This is a genomic window from Psychrobacter faecalis, from assembly GCF_016107575.1.
In the GTDB taxonomy this organism is placed as follows: Bacteria; Pseudomonadota; Gammaproteobacteria; order Pseudomonadales; family Moraxellaceae; genus Psychrobacter; species Psychrobacter faecalis.
In genome coordinates, this window is the sequence record NZ_JABAST010000004.1 from 103,656 (window position 1) to 122,586 (window position 18,931).

Consider the following 18,931-nt stretch of genomic DNA (forward strand, 5'->3'; position numbering starts at 1 on the left):
AATAACTAAAAATAAAAACGACTGAAAATAAAAGGTTATGACTTAAATAATTATTGATAACTTGTTATTTGTTCAATATACTGAACATGTATTCTATATATGAGACATTATTATAAGAATGATAATCCCTTATTTGCAACCCCTATTATCAGTTTTGTGCTGATTTATCATTTTATTTTGCTACTTCCTTAATTTCATCGTCTTTTATAGGTTTCTTATGAGCACCACTACCGTTCCTGCTTTGGACAAAACTTTTCAAATTTTAGATTTAATAACTGACAGCGCCCAACCTTTAGCGGCGGCGCATATTGCCAAAGCGCTTAACCTGCCGCGCAGCTCAACCCACAATATTTTGCAAAGTTTATTAGCCAAACATGTCATCTATAAAGACAGCGACAGCCGCTTTCATTTGGGCTCGTATTTGATGTATTGGGCGGGCAAATATGAGCAGCAGCAGGGCGTCATCCAGCTATTTAAAGACCTTATTGTCCAGTATCCTATTCTACTTCAACATACGGTGACGTTGTCCAAGCTCGATTTTGGTGAAGTGGTGTTTTTGGCTTGTCATGAAGCGCCGGCGCCGCTTGGCTTTACCTTTCGCGCTGGTGTGCGCGTACCGGCAGTATTCTCTGCCACTGGTAAAGCCATGCTTTCCACCTTTTCTATGGACAGCATAAAATCCATCTATGCCAGCGGCTTCCCCACGCCTATTACCCAATATGGTGTCGATAATTTTGCAGATTTATCCACCGAGCTGACGGCTATTAAAAACAGTCGTATCTCACTTGATGATGGGCAACTGCGCGAAGGTATGTATTGCTTAGGTACTTATATTCGTAACGCTTCTGGCAATGCTATTGCAGGTATGGCAGTCAGCTTTTTACAAGCAGAATATGAATCCAAGCGAGCTGAGGTCAGTGCGGTACTGATTGAATTGGCAGAGCAAATTGAGCAGCGTTTGGGTTTTAAGGACGAGCATTAAACAATTCCATCGGCTTTAAGCTTGGCGATCATCTCGCTGTCATAGCCCAAATCAGCAAGTGTGCTATCGGTATGTTCGCTCAATTGCGGTGGCGGCGACCGATAAGTGACCGGTGATGCGGATAACTTAATCGGGCTGCCTAGTGCGCGAACAGGGCTGCCTTGCGCAGCAAAATCAACCACCATCTCACGCGCTTGAGTCTGCGGCATCGCCAGTGCTTCAGAGATATTATGAATCGCCCCGCTCGGGATTCCTGCTTTATCTAACACCTCTAACCAATAAGCACGCGGCTGCTTAGCGAATTGTTCGGTTAACTTATTACAAAGCAGTTCACGATTGGCAACGCGTTGTGGATTGGTCATAAAGCGTTCGTCCGTATTCCAATCAACGCCCAATACGTTACAAAGCTTGGCAAACTGACTGTCATTACCGCAGGCTAAGATAAAGTGCGACGCGCCTTTTGCCTCGAATACTTGATAAGGCACGATATTGGGATGCTGGTTACCTAGTCTTGGCGGCACTTTATCTGATGCCAAATAGTTCATGCCGACGTTGGCGAGCATGGCAAGCGCGCTATCAAGCAATGCCACATCGACATGTTGCCCAAGTCCGGTATGCTGACGCGCTAATAGAGCAGCTTGAATACCGATGGTCAGCTGTAACCCTGCAAACAAATCAACGACTGCCACGCCAACCTTATGCGGTTCGCCATCGCTTGGACCGGTAATACTCATCAGTCCTGACAAGCCTTGAATGATATAGTCATAACCGGGGCGCTTGGCATCAGGCCCTGTCTGCCCAAATCCCGTTAATGAGGCGTAAATAAGACGCGGATTGTCTTGTTTTAAACTGTCATAATCTAAGCCGTATTTTTTTAAACCGCCAACCTTAAAGTTTTCAACGACGATATCGCTATCGGCGACAAGCTGTTTGATAATGGTTTGTCCGGCAGGTGTGGTGATATCGACGGTGAGGGATTTTTTATTGCGGTTAATAGTGGCGTAATAAGCAGAAGTGTCATCGCTGAATTTTGGCGGTGCCCAGTGCCGCGTTTCATCACCGATATGTGGACGCTCAACCTTGATGACTTCAGCGCCCAAATCTGCAAGTACTTGTGTACAAGAAGGACCGGCCAATACTCTCGATAAATCAAGCACCTTAATACCGTGCAATGCACCTTTTGCCATATCCGTCATAATAATCCCTTATTGTGTCGCGTATTTTTTGATCATAAAATTGTTCTTCGTCATTTAATGGCCAAGCAGTTAAATGATGAAAAACAACTGAAAAACGTACGCTACTGTTTAAAATCTGCTTATAGGAAGCCAAACAGTAGCGCACGTAATTAGCTAATAACGCTTAATAAAATGCTTGAATACCCGTCTGCGCACGACCTAGGATAAGCGCATGAATATCATGTGTACCTTCGTAGGTGTTGACCGCTTCTAAGTTCATGACGTGACGGATAATGTGGAACTCATCCGAGATGCCGTTGCCGCCGTGCATATCACGCGTAACACGCGCGATATCGAGCGCCTTACCGCAGTTATTACGTTTAATGAGTGAAATTATCTCAGGCGCGGCATTGTCTTCATCCATCAGACGACCAACACGTAACGCCGCTTGTAAACCTAAAGCGATTTCCGTCTGCATATTGGCAAGCTTCAATTGCACAAGCTGGGTTGCAGCAAGTGGACGACCAAATTGCTTACGGTCTAGCGTGTATTGACGCGCCGCTTTCCAGCAAAATTCAGCCGCGCCCATTGCGCCCCATGCGATACCATAACGAGCTTTATTTAAGCAACCAAATGGCCCTTTTAGACCACGGATATCTGGGAAAGCATTGGCCTCAGGGACAAATACCTTGTCCATGACAATCTCACCGGTAACTGAAGCACGTAATGAAAACTTACCTTCAATCTTCGGCGCTGATAAGCCTTTCATACCTTTATCTAAAATAAAGCCGCGAATCTCATCGGCGTCGTCTTTTGCCCAAACGACAAATACATCAGCGATAGGACTGTTGGTAATCCACATCTTATTACCCGTCAGCTCATAACCGCCATCAACCGCACGCGCACGGGTCGACATCGAGGCCGGATCTGAGCCTGAATCTGGTTCCGTCAGACCAAAACAGCCGACATACTCGCCAGTGGCAAGTTTCGGTAGATACTTTTCTCTTTGCTCTTCGGTGCCATATGCCCAAATAGGATGCATGACTAAGCTCGACTGCACGCTCATCGCCGAACGATAACCTGAATCCACCGCTTCGACCTCTTTAGCAATCAGACCGTAGGCAACACTTGATAAACCGGCACAGCCATAACCTTCAATCGTCACGCCAAGTAAACCCATCTCACCCATTTGACGCATGATATTGCGATCAAAGTTCTCGTTACGATTGGCCTCTAAAATGCCAGGCATCAGCTCTTTTTGAAAAAACTGACGGGCGCTGTCAGTGACCATGCGCTCTTCATCAGTTAATTGGTCGCGTAATAAAAACGGATCTTCCCAGTCGAAACTTGGACGCTTAGATGTTGCCATGTGGAACTCCTTGTTATCAGTCTTCCTGACCGATGAGTAGTGATTAATGAGTAAATCGCTTATATAAATGATTGACTTGTTAATTCCGCTATGCGAAACTTAGTTTCATAATTTAAATCTATTTAAGCAAAGTTTTACGGCGCTGTAAACCTTTATCAAAAAAAATGAGCATAAAATGGCAAAAAATGTATCGGCAGCTCTGCCACTACTCGATCGAATGACCACTATTCTTGTGCAAAGTAAGGACGATAACGATAGGCAGTTTGTCACCGCACTGGGCCGTGGACTGACTTTATTGGCTGCCTTTGAGCAGCATAAGCAGCTTAGCCATCAGCAATTGTGCCAGATGACCGCCTTGCCAAAAGCCACTATTACTCGGCTTATTCATACCTTGATGACGCTTGGGTTTTTACGTATGACCGAGCACGGACAATATCAGCTGGGCAGTAGCGCGGTGCGATTAAGTGCTACCGCGTGGAGTCGTCATGACATGGTGGCAACTGCTGAACCATTGCTGCGGCAATTTGCAAGTAGCAATGAGGTATCGGTGAATTTGGCAACCGAAGTCGAAGGAGAAATGCGCTATCACGCTTGTTGTCGTAGCCCTGCTCGCCTATCAGTCAATTTGCAAGTTGGCTCAGCCGTACCTGTCGCCCGCACTGCCATTGGTCGCGCTTTTTATGCAGCGAGCTCGCCAGCGAGAAAGGCGGTGATTCGTAGTAATCTACAAGAGCATTTATCCAAAGAAGAGTATGACCGGGCACAATCTGCATTAAGTGAGGCGACGGAGCATTATGTAAAATACGGCTATACGGTATCCGATGGTGAGTTTTCTACCGATATATTGGCGGTCGCCGTTGGCGTCTTTGACATCGCAACTGGGCAGTATGCGTATTCGCTCAATGCCAGTGTGCCGAGTGCCAATTGGCAAGCAGATAAATATGCAGCGATGATTGTGCCAAAATTGCAGGCGTTGGCTGAAAGGGTTGGCAGTGGTGTTTAGAAAAGTTGAGTGGATTTATTTATTTTTTAGCGGTGTATAAAGGTGTTGGTAATGCGATGAGAGCACAAAATTATTTGGTGGAAGTGCTATATAATTTTCGGCAAGTGGTTTGTGTTAAAGAATGAGAAGCGCTAAACTTTAAAGCAAATATCAATAATAATAAAAGTATTGGAGTCAACCATGAAACTCGCCGAAGCCCTCCTCATCCGTAGCGATATGCAAAAAAAGCTCGCCCAAATTAAAGGGCGTATTCGTAGCAATGTCAAAGTCCAAGAAGGCGACGCGCCAAACGAAGACCCAAACGCGCTGATGATTGAAGCCAGTCAAGTCATTACTGAATTATCGGCTTTGATTGAACGTATTCACCGAACTAACGCTGTCGCTCAGTCCAATGAAGGTCAATCGATGCTGACACTATTGATCGAACGTGATACCTTAGAGATGCGCCATAAGTTATTGATTGAGGCCATTGAAGCCACTGATACCGAGGTTGACCGTTATAGCCCTCGCGAGATTAAATGGCATATCATGGTTTCGGTTGCCGGTTTACAAAAGCAAGCCGACGACATCGCGATGAAGCTGCGCAAAATTAATATTTTCATTCAAGCCAATAACTGGCAAATTGACCTTGTAGAATAAGTATTTTTAAACCATTGATATGAGAATTTTCTGTCCGTTTTATTTATTTAACAATACTATTCGATAATAAACGGATAGACTGCCCCTTTGGAACCGACTGGGCGAGTGTCAGACCCCAAACCGCCACAGCAGGGGGTTGAAAACATACTGTAGTGGCTGCTACGCGTTGCGGGCAAACGCTTTTTTTACCATTCATGCCCTGCACCCGTCACAACCCACAAGGCACTATTTAGACCTTACTACCAGACACTGACAGTCGGTTTCAATCTTATTTTTAATGCTTTTCGTTATTGCCATTGAGTGCCTTTTCCTTATCTTCGTCACCAAATCATCAGCAGAAAATCATTTGAAATAATCAATCAGAGCCGATTACATCTAAAAACTGTTATTTCGAGCGCAAAATTAGCACTCTGTTACCCAATTAAACCATCGCAGTGATATCATATGTGTATGATGTACGCGATAAATTTAAGCATTTAATCCATTCTTAATAACCATGTTTATGACATGGTTATTTTGTTATGGATACTTTGTTTTTTATCATCGCGTTTTTATTATTTACGTAACACTGTTGAGTATCGTTATGCCCCAATCTCGTACCAATCTAAACCCAAAACCCAAACAGGATTCTCCTTATTTAGTTGGCGTTATGTTGCGCTACAGTACTTTTGCCGCTGCAACCCTGCTGTTTATAGCAGGGCTGTTATTGATGAATTGGTGGCTGATTATTCTTGGCGGATTGGGTGTGGGTTTGGGGATTTATGATGTCATACAGGCAAAGCATGCCATCTTAAGAAACTATCCAGTTGCAGGGCATATTCGCTATGTGCTTGAAGATTTTCGCCCTGAAATTCGCCAGTATTTATTAGAAAATGACAAAGAACAAGTGCCGTTTTCACGCCAGCAGCGCGCGCTAGTGTATCAACGAGCCAAAAACGTCAGTGATACCAATGCTTTTGGTACGCTTGATAATTTATACGCGCACGGTAAAGAATGGTTTTTGCAATCAGCGGTCAGCCAACCGTTAGAAAATAAAGACTTTCGTATTATCGTTGGCGGCGAGCGATGTCAACAGCCGTATGATATGTCGGTATTTAATATCTCAGCGATGAGCTTTGGGAGTTTATCGGCCAATGCCATTATGGCGCTTAATCAAGGCGCTAAATTGGGCGGCTTTACTCATGATACTGGCGAAGGCGCCATCAGCCCTTATCATCGTAAGTTTGGTGGCGATTTAATCTGGGAGCTGGGCACCGGTTATTTTGGCTGCCGTGATGAGCTTGGCAATTTTGATCCGCAGTCCTTTGCCGAACAGGCAACCGATCCGCAAGTAAAAATGATTGAGATTAAACTCTCGCAAGGTGCAAAACCAGGTCAAGGTGGCGTACTGCCAGCAGAAAAAATCACGCAAGAGATTGCGGATACGCGCCACGTGCCGATGGGTAAAGACTGTGTGTCGCCCTCTTCGCACAGCGCCTTTAGTACGCCGCGTGAGTTGGTGACTTTTTGGCAGCAGCTACGTGATTTATCAGGCGGTAAACCGGTCGGCTTTAAGCTGTGTGTCGGTCAGCCATGGCAGTTTATGGCGATTGTAAAAGCTATGATAGAGATGGACAATTATCCTGACTTTATCATCATTGACGGCGCTGAAGGCGGTACAGGTGCAGCGCCCGTTGAATTTATGGACAACGTCGGTATGCCGATGGTTGAAGGCTTTATGCTCGTGCATAATACTTTGGTTGGTGCAGGTATTCGCGATAAGATTAAGCTTGGCGTTAGTGGTAAAATCGTCTCAGGCTTTGATATTGCGCGTATGATTGCGTTGGGTGCTGACTGGTGTAACTCGGCGCGCGGCTTTATGTTTGCCGTTGGTTGTATCCAATCGCGCTCATGTCATACCAACACTTGCCCGACTGGCGTTGCTACCCAAGACCCGTATCGCCAAAAAGCTCTTGATGTACCAAGTAAAGCTGAGCGCGTGGCAAGTTTTCATAAAAATACGCTAAAATCACTTGCCAGTATCGTTGGTGCGGTTGGTCTTCAGCATCCAAGCCAATTACAGCCGTATCATATCGCCCGCCGTTTAGACGATGGCCAGATTAAGCTGTTATCGAAGTTCTTTTACTTTGCCGACCAAGGCGCCCTGCTTGAGGAAAATGCTCGCGCCGACGTCTTTAACCAAATGTGGGTGATGGCAAATCCTGATAGCTTCCTTGCCAATAACGATGCGCTGATCGCTTATAACAAAGACTCGCGTGATAAAGGTAAAGAAACCAATGCCCAAACCACCCAGCACCCCGATGATTCGGTAGATCTCATCGATGGTGGTCTGTTAATTGGTAACGTCAATAATACTTTCCGCGAAATTCCGCCATTAGATGATTAAGGATTATGACGTTTTTTAGACCACCTAACGTTATCCTATAAAAAGATAAGTCATCGATGCCAAGTTCTATATTTAGGTTCCCTTACTCATTGTTGGCGGCAGCGCTGGTTGCATTAAGCATCAGCGCTTGCCAGCCAGCAGAAGATAATAACCATGACGCGATAAGTAGTGATGGCAAAAATTGGTCATGTCAGGCGCAAAACACGCCCTTTGCCTATAGCGTTTGCCGTATTGATGCAAAGGCGCTGACCGACACGCGTTATTCATTACAGCTATTTTGGCAACAGAGCGATAGCAATACTGATAACAACCAGCCGCTACTGACTTTTGATGCTTTATTAGCATCGCTACCTTCTAACCAAACCCTCAACTTTGCCATGAATGCTGGCATGTATAATGAAAATTATGCGCCGATTGGCTATACGGTTATCGAAGGTGAAGAGCTGCGCGCATTAAATATTAAAGAAGGCGGCGGCAACTTTCATCTGTTGCCCAACGGCGTCATGTGGTGGGATAAATCTGGCAAAGTAAAGATTACCGAAAGCAAAATACTGGATAATCAACTCAAAAGTGGCAATGCGCAGCCTTGGTATGCGACGCAATCGGGTCCTATGTTAGTCATCAATAATGAGATTCACCCGCAGTTTAAGCCTAACAGCACTTCGCTTAAGCTACGTAATGGCGCAGGTGTTTGCAGTGATGGCAGCATACAATTTGTCAATAGCGAGGCGCCGGTGAGCTTTTATCAATTTGCCGCGCTGTTTAAAGATGAATTAAGCTGCCCAAATGCCTTATTTTTAGATGGCGGTATCGCTTCGGCACTCTACGCACCAAGCATTGATAAGCACGATAAAAAAGAGATGGGCGTGATGATTGCGCTGATAGAAACAAAGAATTAGCAAAGCAAGAGTAAAAACAGAAATTAGCAATTAGAAATTAGAAATTAGAAATGAAAAAATAGCCGCTATATTTTATAACGGCTATTTTATGCGTGTTTAAAAAATAAATAAAGTAAATGATTCTTACAACTGTCCTTTAGCGCGCCAGATAATTGGTCATCTCTTCCACACCATGCAAGGTCATCGGATACATTTTATTGTCGAAGAGTTTTTTAATCTCAACGATGGTTTGGGTGTAATTCCAATACGCAGGATTTTCCGGATTGAGCCAAGCGACTTTATCAAAATGGGCCAGTACCCGTTTTAGCCAAACGATGCCCGCCTCATTATTCATATATTCGACGCTACCGCCAATCGTCATCAGCTCATACGGCGACATCGACGCATCGCCGACAAATATCACCCGATATTCGCGACCATAGGTATTGAGCAGCTCATAAGTCGGCATCGGAGCGCTGTGGCGACGATTATTGTCTTTCCAAACATAATCATATAAGCAGTTATGAAAGTAAAAAAACTCTAAGGTTTTAAACTCGTTTTTGGCCGCAGAAAACAACTTTTCCAATGCTTCGACGTGAACATCCATACTGCCACCAACATCAAATAGCATCAGCACTTTGACACGGTTGCGGCGCTCAGCTTGCATATGAATATCGAGCACACCTTTTTTAGCGGTGCGCTTAATGGTTTCGTGAATATCTAGCTCATCGGCGCTGCCGGTACGTGCAAATTGGCGCAAGTTGCGCAGTGCCATTTGGATTTGGCGCGTGCCAAGCTGATTGTTATCATCAAGATTGCGATATTTGCGCTGCTCCCACACTTTAGCCGCGCTGCGTTTACGTGACTCACCGCCGACGCGCACGCCTTCTGGATGGTCGCCATAGGCACCAAATGGTGACGTGCCGCCAGTGCCGACCCATTTACTACCGCCTTGATGACGCTCTTTTTGCTCTTTAAGACGCTCTTCAAGCGCTTTCATCAGCTCTTCAAGCGAGCCGTATTTTTTCAGCAAGCGCCGCTGCTCTTCGGTCAGATTTTTTGGATCAAGTTTTAAATCTAGCCATTCTTTTGGAATATCCGTCAACTTTGCGAGCAGCTCATCCATATCAAGACTATCGACGCCCTCAAAATAATCTGCCATAGCACGGTCAAATTTATCAAAGTGACGCTCGTCTTTGACCATACAAAGCCGAATCAATCGATACATATCCTCGCGACTGGCAAAAGTAGATAGCTGTGGGTTTTCAGGATGCGGCTGCATCATCAGCCCTTGATCTAAGGCCGCGTTTAGGTCAAGGAGCTCACGCGTACTGACTGGCACGCCGTAGGTCCGCAGGGTATAGAACAATTTGATAAACATAAAAGTCGCATCACTTATTGGCTGATAGAGTTACGAGTTGGACTGCTTCATTAGCGTCAATTATGACAAACGAGCTATCGCTTAACGACGCATCATATTGGCAAAACGCTGCAATAAACTCACATCGGCTTCGTTTTTCAGCAGCGCGCCATATAGCGGCGGAATAGACTTTTCCCCGCGTAAGTTTTCTTCCAGCTCGTTTTGTGCCATATCATCAGCCAATAATAGCGTCAGCCAATCGACCAATTCCGACGTTGATGGTGGCTTTTTAAGCCCTTGAATATTACGCAGCTTATAAAAAATATCGAGCGCATCATTGACGAGTTTTTCTTGGATATTGGGGAAATGCACCTCAATGATTTGGCGCATGGTATCTTCTTCTGGGAAGTCGATATAATGGAAGAAACAGCGGCGTAAAAACGCATCTGGCAGCTCTTTTTCATTATTTGAGGTGATGATAACCACCGGACGCTGCTCGGCAGTGATGGTCTCGCCTGTTTCATAGACATAAAAAGACATTTTATCGAGCTCATGTAGTAAGTCGTTTGGAAACTCGATATCGGCTTTATCAATCTCATCAATCAATAACACACTGCGCTCATTACTGGTAAAGGCCTCCCACAGTTTACCGGGCTTGATATAGTTACCAATCTCATAAACCTTATCATCACCCAACTGCGAATCACGTAAGCGCGATACGGCATCGTACTCATATAGCCCCTGCTCAGCTTTGGTGGTTGATTTGATATGCCACGTAATCAGCGGCATCCCTAAGCTCTCAGCAACTTCTTCAGCCAGTAAAGTTTTACCAGTGCCCGGCTCGCCCTTAATAAGTAGCGGCTTTTGTAACGTCATTGCCGCATTAACGGCCAGCTGCAAATCATCGGTAGCAATGTAGTTTTGCGTACCGGTAAAGCTTTTTTTCGTTTTATCAGTCGTGCTCATAATACATTCTCAGTTATTAGAAAAAGTTATTAAAATCAGTTATTGTTATCCGTTAAATATAGTAGAAAGCTTAGAGAAAGTCGTTAGCAGATACCTAATTATTTAGATTAGCACAGTGCCATTAATTGCCAAAGTACTCATGCGTTCGTAGTTATCATTGACTGGCTGTACAGCCGATAAATGAGTATAAAAAAAGACACGCAGGGTGTCTTTTGTCTAATAAATATCTACAGCAAAAAGCTTTATTACTCATATCTATTATTTGCGGTCTTTTTTTAAGCTAACCTCAGCTTTAGGCTTACTTAATTCAGTCCTAGCCAATTCAGGTTTAGACGACAATGCTGAATGGTCAAACGACTCTGATAAACCCGCGTCGTCTGCTAAATAATTACCAGTAGTCAATTGGGCAGTCGCTTGCGCATCATCCGCCGTACGGCTGCGAGCTTTATCCAAGCTGGACTCAAACGCGCCGCGAATCAGTTGCCAGACAAAACCCACAAACAAGCCCACGACCAACACCACTAAAATCGGCAGCATATTGGCTATCGCGCCAGCCGTATCTTTCATCATAATCGCATAAACGACACTGATACTCGCCGGCGCAATCACACTAGGATCACCAAGCGCCGTACCAGGCGCGAGCAAGACGGCAAACAATATCATCCAACTCATACCACCAAGCGGGCGCGGCAAAATGCGAGCAACCAACAACCAGAGTATCAAAACGATAATGACGCCGCCAAGATACGCATACATAGGTAAGTCTGCGGGTGGCACATCTTTGACCAGTTGCCCCCACCAAATCGTAATCTCACCGAGGATATCACTGATAGCGCCTATCGGTAAGCTGTCTATAATGCCTTTTAACCAATCCATGCGTGTTTCTTTACCTGCGTTTATTACCTGCGGCGCGTAAGGCGTCAAGCGGTATAGGGTAAGTTTTGTCAGACTAACAGTGCGACAAAATACATAATCATCAACTGCACTTAATTATACGTGCCTGATAGCGATTAGTTTATCACGACTTACTAGCAAAATGCATAAGCGCAAATGTTTCGTCGCTTTTTTGATGCATTTAAGACAAGTCTCTTAATTTTAAAAAAAGTCTCTTAATTTCAGAACCTCTATCAATCGTAGATATTATCCTGAGCTTCACGGGCGCGTAGCTCAGCTTGACGACGCATGACATCTTGCGGCGGTAACTGCACAAAATACCCTTGCGACTTTAGTTTTGCCAATACTTCTTCTTTGTCAACGCGCGCCAATTTTGGCGTGCTCGCCAAGTCTAAATGCATGACAAACTGACTACGTCCTAAGCTTGCCCGAAACTCTTTTGGCAGTACACCAAGCCAGTCTCTAAGCTCATCGGTATCATCAGGATAATCAGGGCGCGCAATGTAAACATACATATCGTCGTGTTTGGGAAATTTATAAATATCGCAATGCATAAAAACAACCTATCAGAAACTATCGCCATAGATTAGCATATTTGCGGCTGCAATCAGTAGTCGCTTTACGTTTTGCTATGGTAAATCACTGTAAAGTTCGCTAATTTAATGACCTTTTACACATGCTATTTATTCATAAATTTGTCAGCGCTGCTGCTAAAAAGTTGTTTTTAACAACATTATCGACTTTAATGCGGCAGATGGCTTGTAAAAACGAGCTGAACCTTTCATAATAAAAGCGTTTTTCAGGAGAGAGTCTTGGGCATGATATCAAGTGCGCTTACATTTACGAGCCACGCTAATAACTGCTTGATGACCACCGAAGGCGCATACACCCTGCCAATCGCTCAGGTAAAAGGACTGAAAAACATATGTCACAACTGTTTTATTGCTACTAAAATCGAATAGCATTCCAAAACATAAGACATAACAAATCTGGAGAGCGGTAAGGACGGACGACGCCTTACCCACCGAAGGGGAGAAAATGCGGCATTATTGCGATTGTCTTTAAGGCTTAGGTTTTGATAGATAAATAACGATGATTCGTGTTGAAAATCTCAGGTTACAGGACAGATAGGGCTTTTGCTTAAACCGACGTTTGGCGTCTGTTTGGCTAATTGTTCTATTTTTTTGTACTACCCTTGGTTGCACTGCTTGCGCCCTGCAAGATTGCTACCCACTACTATGATAATGTACATCTGCCTTGCTACTTTGATATTTTATACCTGATTATCAAGTGCTGCTGATGTTCCATAAGGATTTGTTATGACCGACGCTCACAATACCAGTTCTCAAAATACCAGCACTTCCGCCCCTAAACGCACGCCCCTTTACCAGTCGCACCTTGATAGTGACGGCAAATTGGTGGATTTCTCTGGTTGGGAATTGCCAATCCATTATGGTTCACAAATCGAAGAACACGAAGCCGTGCGTACCAACGCCGGGATGTTCGATGTCTCGCATATGGTCGTTGTTGATATTAAAGGCTCAGATGCCAAAGCATGGTTGCAAAAGCTCCTTGCCAATGATGTCAATAAATTAAAAACCGTTGGTAAAGCACTTTACTCTCCGATGCTCAATGAGCAAGGCGGTATCATTGACGATCTAATCGTTTATCTGATGAATGAAGACGCGAGCGAATATCGTATCGTGTCAAATGCGGCTACCCGCGATAAAGACATGGCACAGTTTAATAAAGTTGCCGAAGGTTTTGATGTTGCTCTAACGGAACGTGATGACTTGGCTATGCTCGCGGTCCAAGGCCCAAATGCCGTTGCAAAGCTGGCAGAAGTCAAACCAAGTTGGGCAGATACATTGGCTGCCCTTAAGCCTTTCGTTGGTGCTGATTTAACCGATATCGAAGGCAAAGATTGGTTTGTGGCGCGCACTGGCTATACAGGCGAAGACGGCGTTGAAGTGATCATGCATGGCGATGATGCGCCAGCATTTTTTGAGCAATTAAAAGCCAATGGCGTCAAACCTGCTGGTCTTGGCGCGCGTGATACCTTGCGTATGGAAGCGGGCATGAACCTTTATGGTCATGATATGGACGACAACGTTAGCCCCTACGAGTGCAACATGGGCTGGACACTGGCGCTAAAAGACGAGCGCGACTTTATCGGCCGTGAAGCCTTAGTAAATAAGCGTCAACAAGCAAAAGATGACAACAGTGCCATGAAGCAAGTCGGTTTATTATTGATGACACGCGGCGTCTTACGTGAGGGCATGACCGTGACCATCAATCAAGGCACGGATAATGAACAGACTGGCCTGATTACCAGTGGCACTTTCTCCCCTAGCCTAAAAAATTCGATTGCTATTGCCCGTGTGCCTGCCAGCTTATCAGATGACGATAGCGTGCAGGTCGATTTGCGCGGCAAGGGTAAATTCGTCGACGTCCGCGTCCTTAAGCTACCCTTTGTGCGTAACGGCAAGCAGCAATTTGACTGATATCCCTGATACCTTTTATTATGAGCGTCCCTTTTTTATTAACCATTCTCTATCATTTAGGAGAGAGACCATGAGTAACATCCCAGCAGAACTAAAATACATCGCTAGCCACGAGTGGCTGCGCCTAGAAGACGACGGTACGATTACGGTTGGTATCACTGACCATGCTCAAGACTTACTCGGTGACGTGGTGTTTGTTGAATTGCCAGACGTGGGTGACATCATCGCGGTTGACGACGAAATCTCTGTGGTTGAGTCTGTAAAAGCGGCCTCTGACGTTTACGCGCCTATCTCAGGCGAAGTGGTTGCCATCAACGAAGCATTAGAAGATGATCCAGAAATCATCAACTCTGACCCATACGGCGAAGGTTGGTTCTTTAAAATGAAGCCTGACAATATCGCTGACTACGAAGCCTTGCTAAGTGCTGACGAGTACGAAAATGAGCTGTAATAGTAAGCTAATTAGCGCTAATTAATTAAGCTATCGCTATTTTTAATATTAAAAACACAACTTGTTATGACAGATATTGGCGTCAGCTGGTATCTGTGCGCCTTTTCTTAACATACTTAGCCTTAGCGCTCAATTTAGCATTTGCACTCGCCCGCTCATTTTTGGGCCGTACTCATTGAGCAAAGAATATTAACCACGCACCTCAAGTATCTCGACACACAAACCTAGCCACGCACTCAATCCCAGCATGGATTTTCATATGACCCCTGATACTAATAAGCAAACCATTATTGCGACGCCTGATCATACCCCGCAGCTACAAGCGTTTCGCGATGTGGTTGAATCACGCCGATCTGTGCGTCGTTTTACCGATACCAAGATACCAGATGACGTTTTAGCAGATTGCTTACGTTTGGCCATGCTCGCGCCGAACTCAAGCAACCTGCAGCCTTGGGAATTTTATGTAATTGATGATGCGGATAAACGCAAACGCTCAGTAAAAAACTGCATGAATCAAAACGCGGCGAAAACCTCAGCGCGCTTGATTGCGGTCGTTGCGCGTACCGACATTTGGCACGATCACGCCAAGCAAATTTTACGCGAATATCCGGATACGCCAGTGCCCAAAAAGGTCAAAGATTACTACAACAAAGTTGTGACCATGGATTTCTTACGCGGACCGGTCAACGTTATATCAGCGGCTAAATGGGGCGCAACACAAGTAGTCAGACGCATAAAAGGTCCGATTAAATCACCTTATTATACCTTTGAAGACACCAAAAACTGGGCCACCAACAATACTGCTCTTGCAGCCGAAAACCTCATGCTTGCTTTACGCGCGCACGGTTTTGATAGCTGTCCGATGGGCGGCTTTGATGAGCCTGCGATGAAACGCTTATTAAATTTAAGCGACGATCACCATATCATTATGATGATTGGTGCCGGTGAGCGCGCTGATAATGGCGTCTACAACACCCAGTTCCGCTTTGACCAAACTCAATTTGTCCATTACGTCTAAAACCGTAAACCGTTATTATTTATTCGTTATTTTAGCCATCTCCTTTATCATCCCTTTTATCAAGGACTGTTATGACTATCTCTCAAAACCCAACGTTTGATACCTTTCAAGGTTTATTCAACGAAGCTGAATTTGTCTATCGTCATTTAGGCTCAAATGATGCCAAACAAGCCGACCTATTAAATGCCGTTGGTTATCAAGATATGGCAAGCTTTATCAATGATACCGTGCCTGAACCTGTGCGCTTGCATAAAGAGCTAGATTTACCTGTGGCCATGAGTGAACACGCCGCGCTTGCTAAACTACGTACCATGGCAGACGATATCACGGTTAATAAGAGCTATATTGGTCAAGGTTACTCGCCTGTGCGTATGCCAGCAGTGATTCAGCGCAACGTCCTTGAAAATCCAGGTTGGTACACTGCTTACACGCCCTATCAAGCAGAAATCGCCCAAGGTCGCCTAGAAGCACTGCTTAACTTCCAGCAAGTTTGTATTGATTTAACAGGTTTGGAGATGGCTGGCGCGTCATTACTTGACGAAGCAACGGCTGCGGCAGAAGCGATGGCCATGTCGAAGCGTGTGAGCAAAAGCAAATCAAACCAGTTTTTTGTGGATGAGCGTATCTATCCGCAAACCTTAGATGTCATCAATACTCGTGCCAAATATTTTGGTTGGGAAGTGGTTGTTGGTGATTTCGAACTGGCTAAATCAGGTGATTATTTCGGTGCTATTTTCCAATACGTCGGTGTTGAAGGCGATGTAAAAGACTTAACCGATGTTATCGCGGCGGTGAAGAAAAACAAGACCTACGTCAGCGTTGTCAGCGATATCATGAGCTTGGTGCTATTAAAATCACCAGCCGATATGGGCGCAGACGTAGCACTCGGTAGCACCCAGCGTTTTGGTATTCCGATGGGTTTTGGTGGTCCACACGCCGCCTACTTTGCCTTCTCTGATAAAGCCAAGCGTTCAGCACCTGGTCGTATCATTGGTGTCTCTAAAGACTCACAAGGCAATACTGCATTACGTATGGCATTACAAACCCGTGAGCAGCATATCCGCCGTGAAAAAGCCAACTCAAACATCTGTACCTCACAAGTCTTGCTTGCCAATCTAGCTGGTATGTATGCCGTTTATCATGGTCCAAATGGCGTTAAGCGTATCGCCACTCGTATTCATGCGTTTGCGACTGCCTTTGCTGATGTTATTAAAGATGCTAACGACAGCAATCTAAACGTCGTCCATGATCAATTCTTTGATAGTGTCGTCGTTGATTGTGGTTCAGAAAAAATGGCAACGCAGATTTTCGAAAACGCCGACAATATTGGCTACAACTTATGGCGTCTTGGCGACACCAAATTAAGTGTTGCCTTTAGTGAGACTAGTGATGCGCAAGATTTTAATGTTTTAACGCAATTATTTGTCAGTAAAGCTCATGACTTGCCGACCGAAGCTCGCGTGTCACTCGATAGTAAGCACTTGCGTAGCGATGATATCTTGACCCATCCAGTTTTTAACTCGCATCATACCGAACATGAAATGCTGCGCTACTTAAAATCGCTTGAAGACAAAGATTTGGCGATGAACCGTAGTATGATTTCACTTGGTAGCTGTACCATGAAATTGAATGCGACCAGTGAGATGCTACCGATTACGTGGCCTGAATTTGCCAATGTGCATCCATTTGCGCCGCGCGGTCAAGTGACTGGCTACATTGCAATGATTGATAGCTTACAAGAGCAATTAAAAGCCATCACAGGTTTTGATGAAGTGTCTATGCAGCCTAACTCTGGCGCTTCAGGCGAATACGCCGGTCTATTAGCAATCCGTCGTTACCATGAGTCATTGGGCGAGACGGATCGTGATGTTTGCTTGATTCCAATGTCAGCGCACGGTACCAACCCTGCTACCGCCATGATGATGGGTATGCAAGTCGTCGTGGTGAAAACCGATGACAATGGTAACGTAGATATCGATGACTTAACCGCTAAATGTGAGGAGCATAGCGCGCGTTTAGGTGCCTTGATGATTACTTATCCATCGACGCACGGTGTGTTTGAAGAAGGCATTCGTCATATTTGTGATTTGATTCATAAGCATGGCGGTCAAGTATACATGGACGGCGCCAATATGAATGCGCAGGTCGGCATGATGCAGCCTGCTGATGTCGGTGCAGACGTACTACATATGAACTTGCACAAAACTTTCTGCATTCCACATGGCGGCGGCGGTCCTGGCATGGGCCCTATTGGCATGAAAGCACACTTAGCACCATACATGGCCAACCATACGTTGAGCCCTGTACATAATGCGCAAAATGATTGCTCAGCTGTATCAGCAGCACCTTATGGTTCAGCGAGTATCTTACCTATCTCATGGATGTACATCGCGATGATGGGCCGTGATGGTCTGCTAAAAGCCACTGAGCTTGCATTATTAAATGCCAACTATGTTGCCAGCCAGCTGAAAGACCACTACCCTGTTCTTTATACGGGTAAAAATGGCCGCGTCGCTCACGAATGTATCATCGATATTCGTCCATTGAAGGAAGAAACTGGCATCAGTGAAAGCGATATTGCTAAGCGCTTGATGGATTATGGTTTCCACTCACCAACGATGAGTTTCCCAGTTGCAGGCACCTTGATGATTGAGCCCACTGAGTCTGAATCTAAAGAAGAGTTAGATCGTTTTATCAGTGCGCTACAATCTATCAAAAATGAGGCAATGAAAGCCAAAGCTGGCGAAGATGGTTGGACATTAGAAGACAATCCACTGGTCAATGCACCGCATACCGCGGCGATGATTACTAGCAGCCAATGGTCACATCCGTACAGCCGTGATACCGCTGCATTCCCACTGCCTTACATCCGCACCCATAAGTTCTGGCCGAGTGTGGCACGTGTTGATGATGCTTACGGCGACAAGAACCTCATGTGTTCTTGCCCAAGTATCGAAAACTATATGTAGTTTTCAAACAAAGATAAATAGTTGATATAAAAACAAACCTCCAAGTCAGTAGCTGATTTGGAGGTTTTTATTTTGTCTATTCTGGGCTAATAATTTAAAAGATCATGAGATTAACGTTTAAATTAGGGGCTAGAGCCTAATATAATAAAATATCAGTAAAATAACCCCAGTTCGGGATAAGCCACATTGTAACTCATTGATACTATTTATAATATGGCTACCTGTCCCTGCTGAGGCATGTTTTTGATGGTGGGTTTATAGGGAAACCAGCAATAAGCAATCAAACCTGACAGCAAGTTTGTGATAAACCCCGTGACACTACGATGGCGTGAGTGTT

At 45.0% G+C, this 18,931-nt stretch carries 16 protein-coding genes, 1 pseudogene and 2 riboswitches; of the genes and pseudogenes, 9 read left to right on the forward strand and 8 right to left on the reverse strand.

What is annotated here, in order from left to right:
• The first annotated feature begins 217 nt into the window (after window positions 1-217).
• A complete protein-coding gene (locus tag JFC07_RS02570) occupies window positions 218-982 on the forward strand; it encodes an IclR family transcriptional regulator (RefSeq protein ID WP_198328066.1) in 765 nt (254 codons plus the stop codon).
• Here JFC07_RS02570 and JFC07_RS02575 read toward each other — a convergent pair.
• Both JFC07_RS02575 and JFC07_RS02580 read right to left on the reverse strand, forming a co-directional pair.
• Entirely contained in the window at window positions 979-2,178 is a 1,200-nt protein-coding gene (locus JFC07_RS02575; RefSeq protein WP_198328067.1) for a CaiB/BaiF CoA transferase family protein, read from the reverse strand. The genes JFC07_RS02570 and JFC07_RS02575 overlap by 4 nt on opposite strands.
• Before the next feature lie 163 nt (window positions 2,179-2,341).
• Window positions 2,342-3,526 (reverse strand): acyl-CoA dehydrogenase, encoded by a 1,185-nt coding sequence (locus JFC07_RS02580; protein WP_198328068.1) that lies wholly within the window; start codon window positions 3,524-3,526, stop codon window positions 2,342-2,344.
• Window positions 3,527-3,701: 175 nt separating this feature from the next.
• Between JFC07_RS02580 and JFC07_RS02585 the strand changes: the two genes are divergently transcribed.
• The gene (locus JFC07_RS02585) at window positions 3,702-4,529 is read left to right on the forward strand and encodes an IclR family transcriptional regulator (RefSeq protein WP_198328069.1); all 828 of its coding nucleotides are present in this window, start codon (window positions 3,702-3,704) and stop codon (window positions 4,527-4,529) included.
• Between the two features lie 180 nt (window positions 4,530-4,709).
• Complete coding sequence (locus tag JFC07_RS02590; protein WP_198328070.1) at window positions 4,710-5,168, forward strand: DIP1984 family protein; 459 nt, start codon at window positions 4,710-4,712, stop codon at window positions 5,166-5,168.
• A 43-nt stretch (window positions 5,169-5,211) separates the two neighbouring features.
• Here JFC07_RS02590 and JFC07_RS02595 read toward each other — a convergent pair whose 3' ends face one another.
• Window positions 5,212-5,364, reverse strand: a complete 153-nt coding sequence (locus JFC07_RS02595; RefSeq protein WP_190295508.1) for a hypothetical protein — start codon at window positions 5,362-5,364, stop codon at window positions 5,212-5,214.
• Between the two features lie 387 nt (window positions 5,365-5,751).
• Here JFC07_RS02595 and JFC07_RS02600 point away from each other — a divergent pair, with 387 nt between their 5' ends.
• Window positions 5,752-7,554 carry an FMN-binding glutamate synthase family protein gene (locus JFC07_RS02600; RefSeq protein ID WP_198328071.1) on the forward strand — a complete coding sequence of 601 codons (1,803 nt, stop codon included), beginning with the start codon at window positions 5,752-5,754 and terminating at the stop codon, window positions 7,552-7,554.
• Between the two features lie 56 nt (window positions 7,555-7,610).
• The gene (locus tag JFC07_RS02605) at window positions 7,611-8,453 is read left to right on the forward strand and encodes a phosphodiester glycosidase family protein (protein ID WP_198328072.1); all 843 of its coding nucleotides are present in this window, start codon (window positions 7,611-7,613) and stop codon (window positions 8,451-8,453) included.
• A 136-nt stretch (window positions 8,454-8,589) separates the two neighbouring features.
• Here the strand turns inward: JFC07_RS02605 and JFC07_RS02610 are convergent, their stop codons facing one another.
• The 4 genes from JFC07_RS02610 to JFC07_RS02625 form a co-directional block, all read right to left on the reverse strand.
• Window positions 8,590-9,813: a vWA domain-containing protein gene (locus tag JFC07_RS02610; protein ID WP_198328073.1), complete on the reverse strand. Its 1,224-nt coding sequence runs from the start codon at window positions 9,811-9,813 to the stop codon at window positions 8,590-8,592.
• Between the two features lie 81 nt (window positions 9,814-9,894).
• Window positions 9,895-10,758: an AAA family ATPase gene (locus JFC07_RS02615; protein ID WP_198328074.1), complete on the reverse strand. Its 864-nt coding sequence runs from the start codon at window positions 10,756-10,758 to the stop codon at window positions 9,895-9,897.
• Between the two features lie 258 nt (window positions 10,759-11,016).
• The gene (locus JFC07_RS02620; protein ID WP_144297109.1) at window positions 11,017-11,634 is read right to left on the reverse strand and encodes a hypothetical protein; all 618 of its coding nucleotides are present in this window, start codon (window positions 11,632-11,634) and stop codon (window positions 11,017-11,019) included.
• A gap of 251 nt (window positions 11,635-11,885) precedes the next feature.
• Entirely contained in the window at window positions 11,886-12,206 is a 321-nt protein-coding gene (locus JFC07_RS02625) for a YcgL domain-containing protein (protein WP_198328075.1), read from the reverse strand.
• Window positions 12,207-12,442: 236 nt separating this feature from the next.
• A riboswitch (glycine riboswitch) is annotated at window positions 12,443-12,579 on the forward strand.
• 52 nt (window positions 12,580-12,631) lie between these two features.
• Window positions 12,632-12,789, forward strand: a riboswitch (glycine riboswitch).
• A gap of 182 nt (window positions 12,790-12,971) precedes the next feature.
• On the opposite strand from JFC07_RS02625, the gene gcvT reads away from it, so the two are divergent.
• The 4 genes from gcvT (at window position 12,972) to gcvP (ending at window position 18,594) form a co-directional block, all read left to right on the forward strand.
• Window positions 12,972-14,156 (forward strand): glycine cleavage system aminomethyltransferase GcvT, encoded by a 1,185-nt coding sequence (gcvT, locus tag JFC07_RS02630; RefSeq protein ID WP_198328076.1) that lies wholly within the window; start codon window positions 12,972-12,974, stop codon window positions 14,154-14,156.
• Window positions 14,157-14,226: 70 nt separating this feature from the next.
• Window positions 14,227-14,607: a glycine cleavage system protein GcvH gene (gene gcvH, locus JFC07_RS02635; protein ID WP_068404068.1), complete on the forward strand. Its 381-nt coding sequence runs from the start codon at window positions 14,227-14,229 to the stop codon at window positions 14,605-14,607.
• A gap of 259 nt (window positions 14,608-14,866) precedes the next feature.
• Window positions 14,867-15,625: a nitroreductase family protein gene (locus tag JFC07_RS02640; protein ID WP_198328077.1), complete on the forward strand. Its 759-nt coding sequence runs from the start codon at window positions 14,867-14,869 to the stop codon at window positions 15,623-15,625.
• 71 nt (window positions 15,626-15,696) lie between these two features.
• Window positions 15,697-18,594, forward strand: a complete 2,898-nt coding sequence (gene gcvP, locus JFC07_RS02645; protein WP_198328078.1) for an aminomethyl-transferring glycine dehydrogenase — start codon at window positions 15,697-15,699, stop codon at window positions 18,592-18,594.
• 206 nt (window positions 18,595-18,800) lie between these two features.
• On the opposite strand, the pseudogene JFC07_RS02650 reads toward gcvP, so the two are convergent.
• Window positions 18,801-18,931: pseudogene (locus JFC07_RS02650) on the reverse strand (IS982 family transposase); the annotation flags it as partial.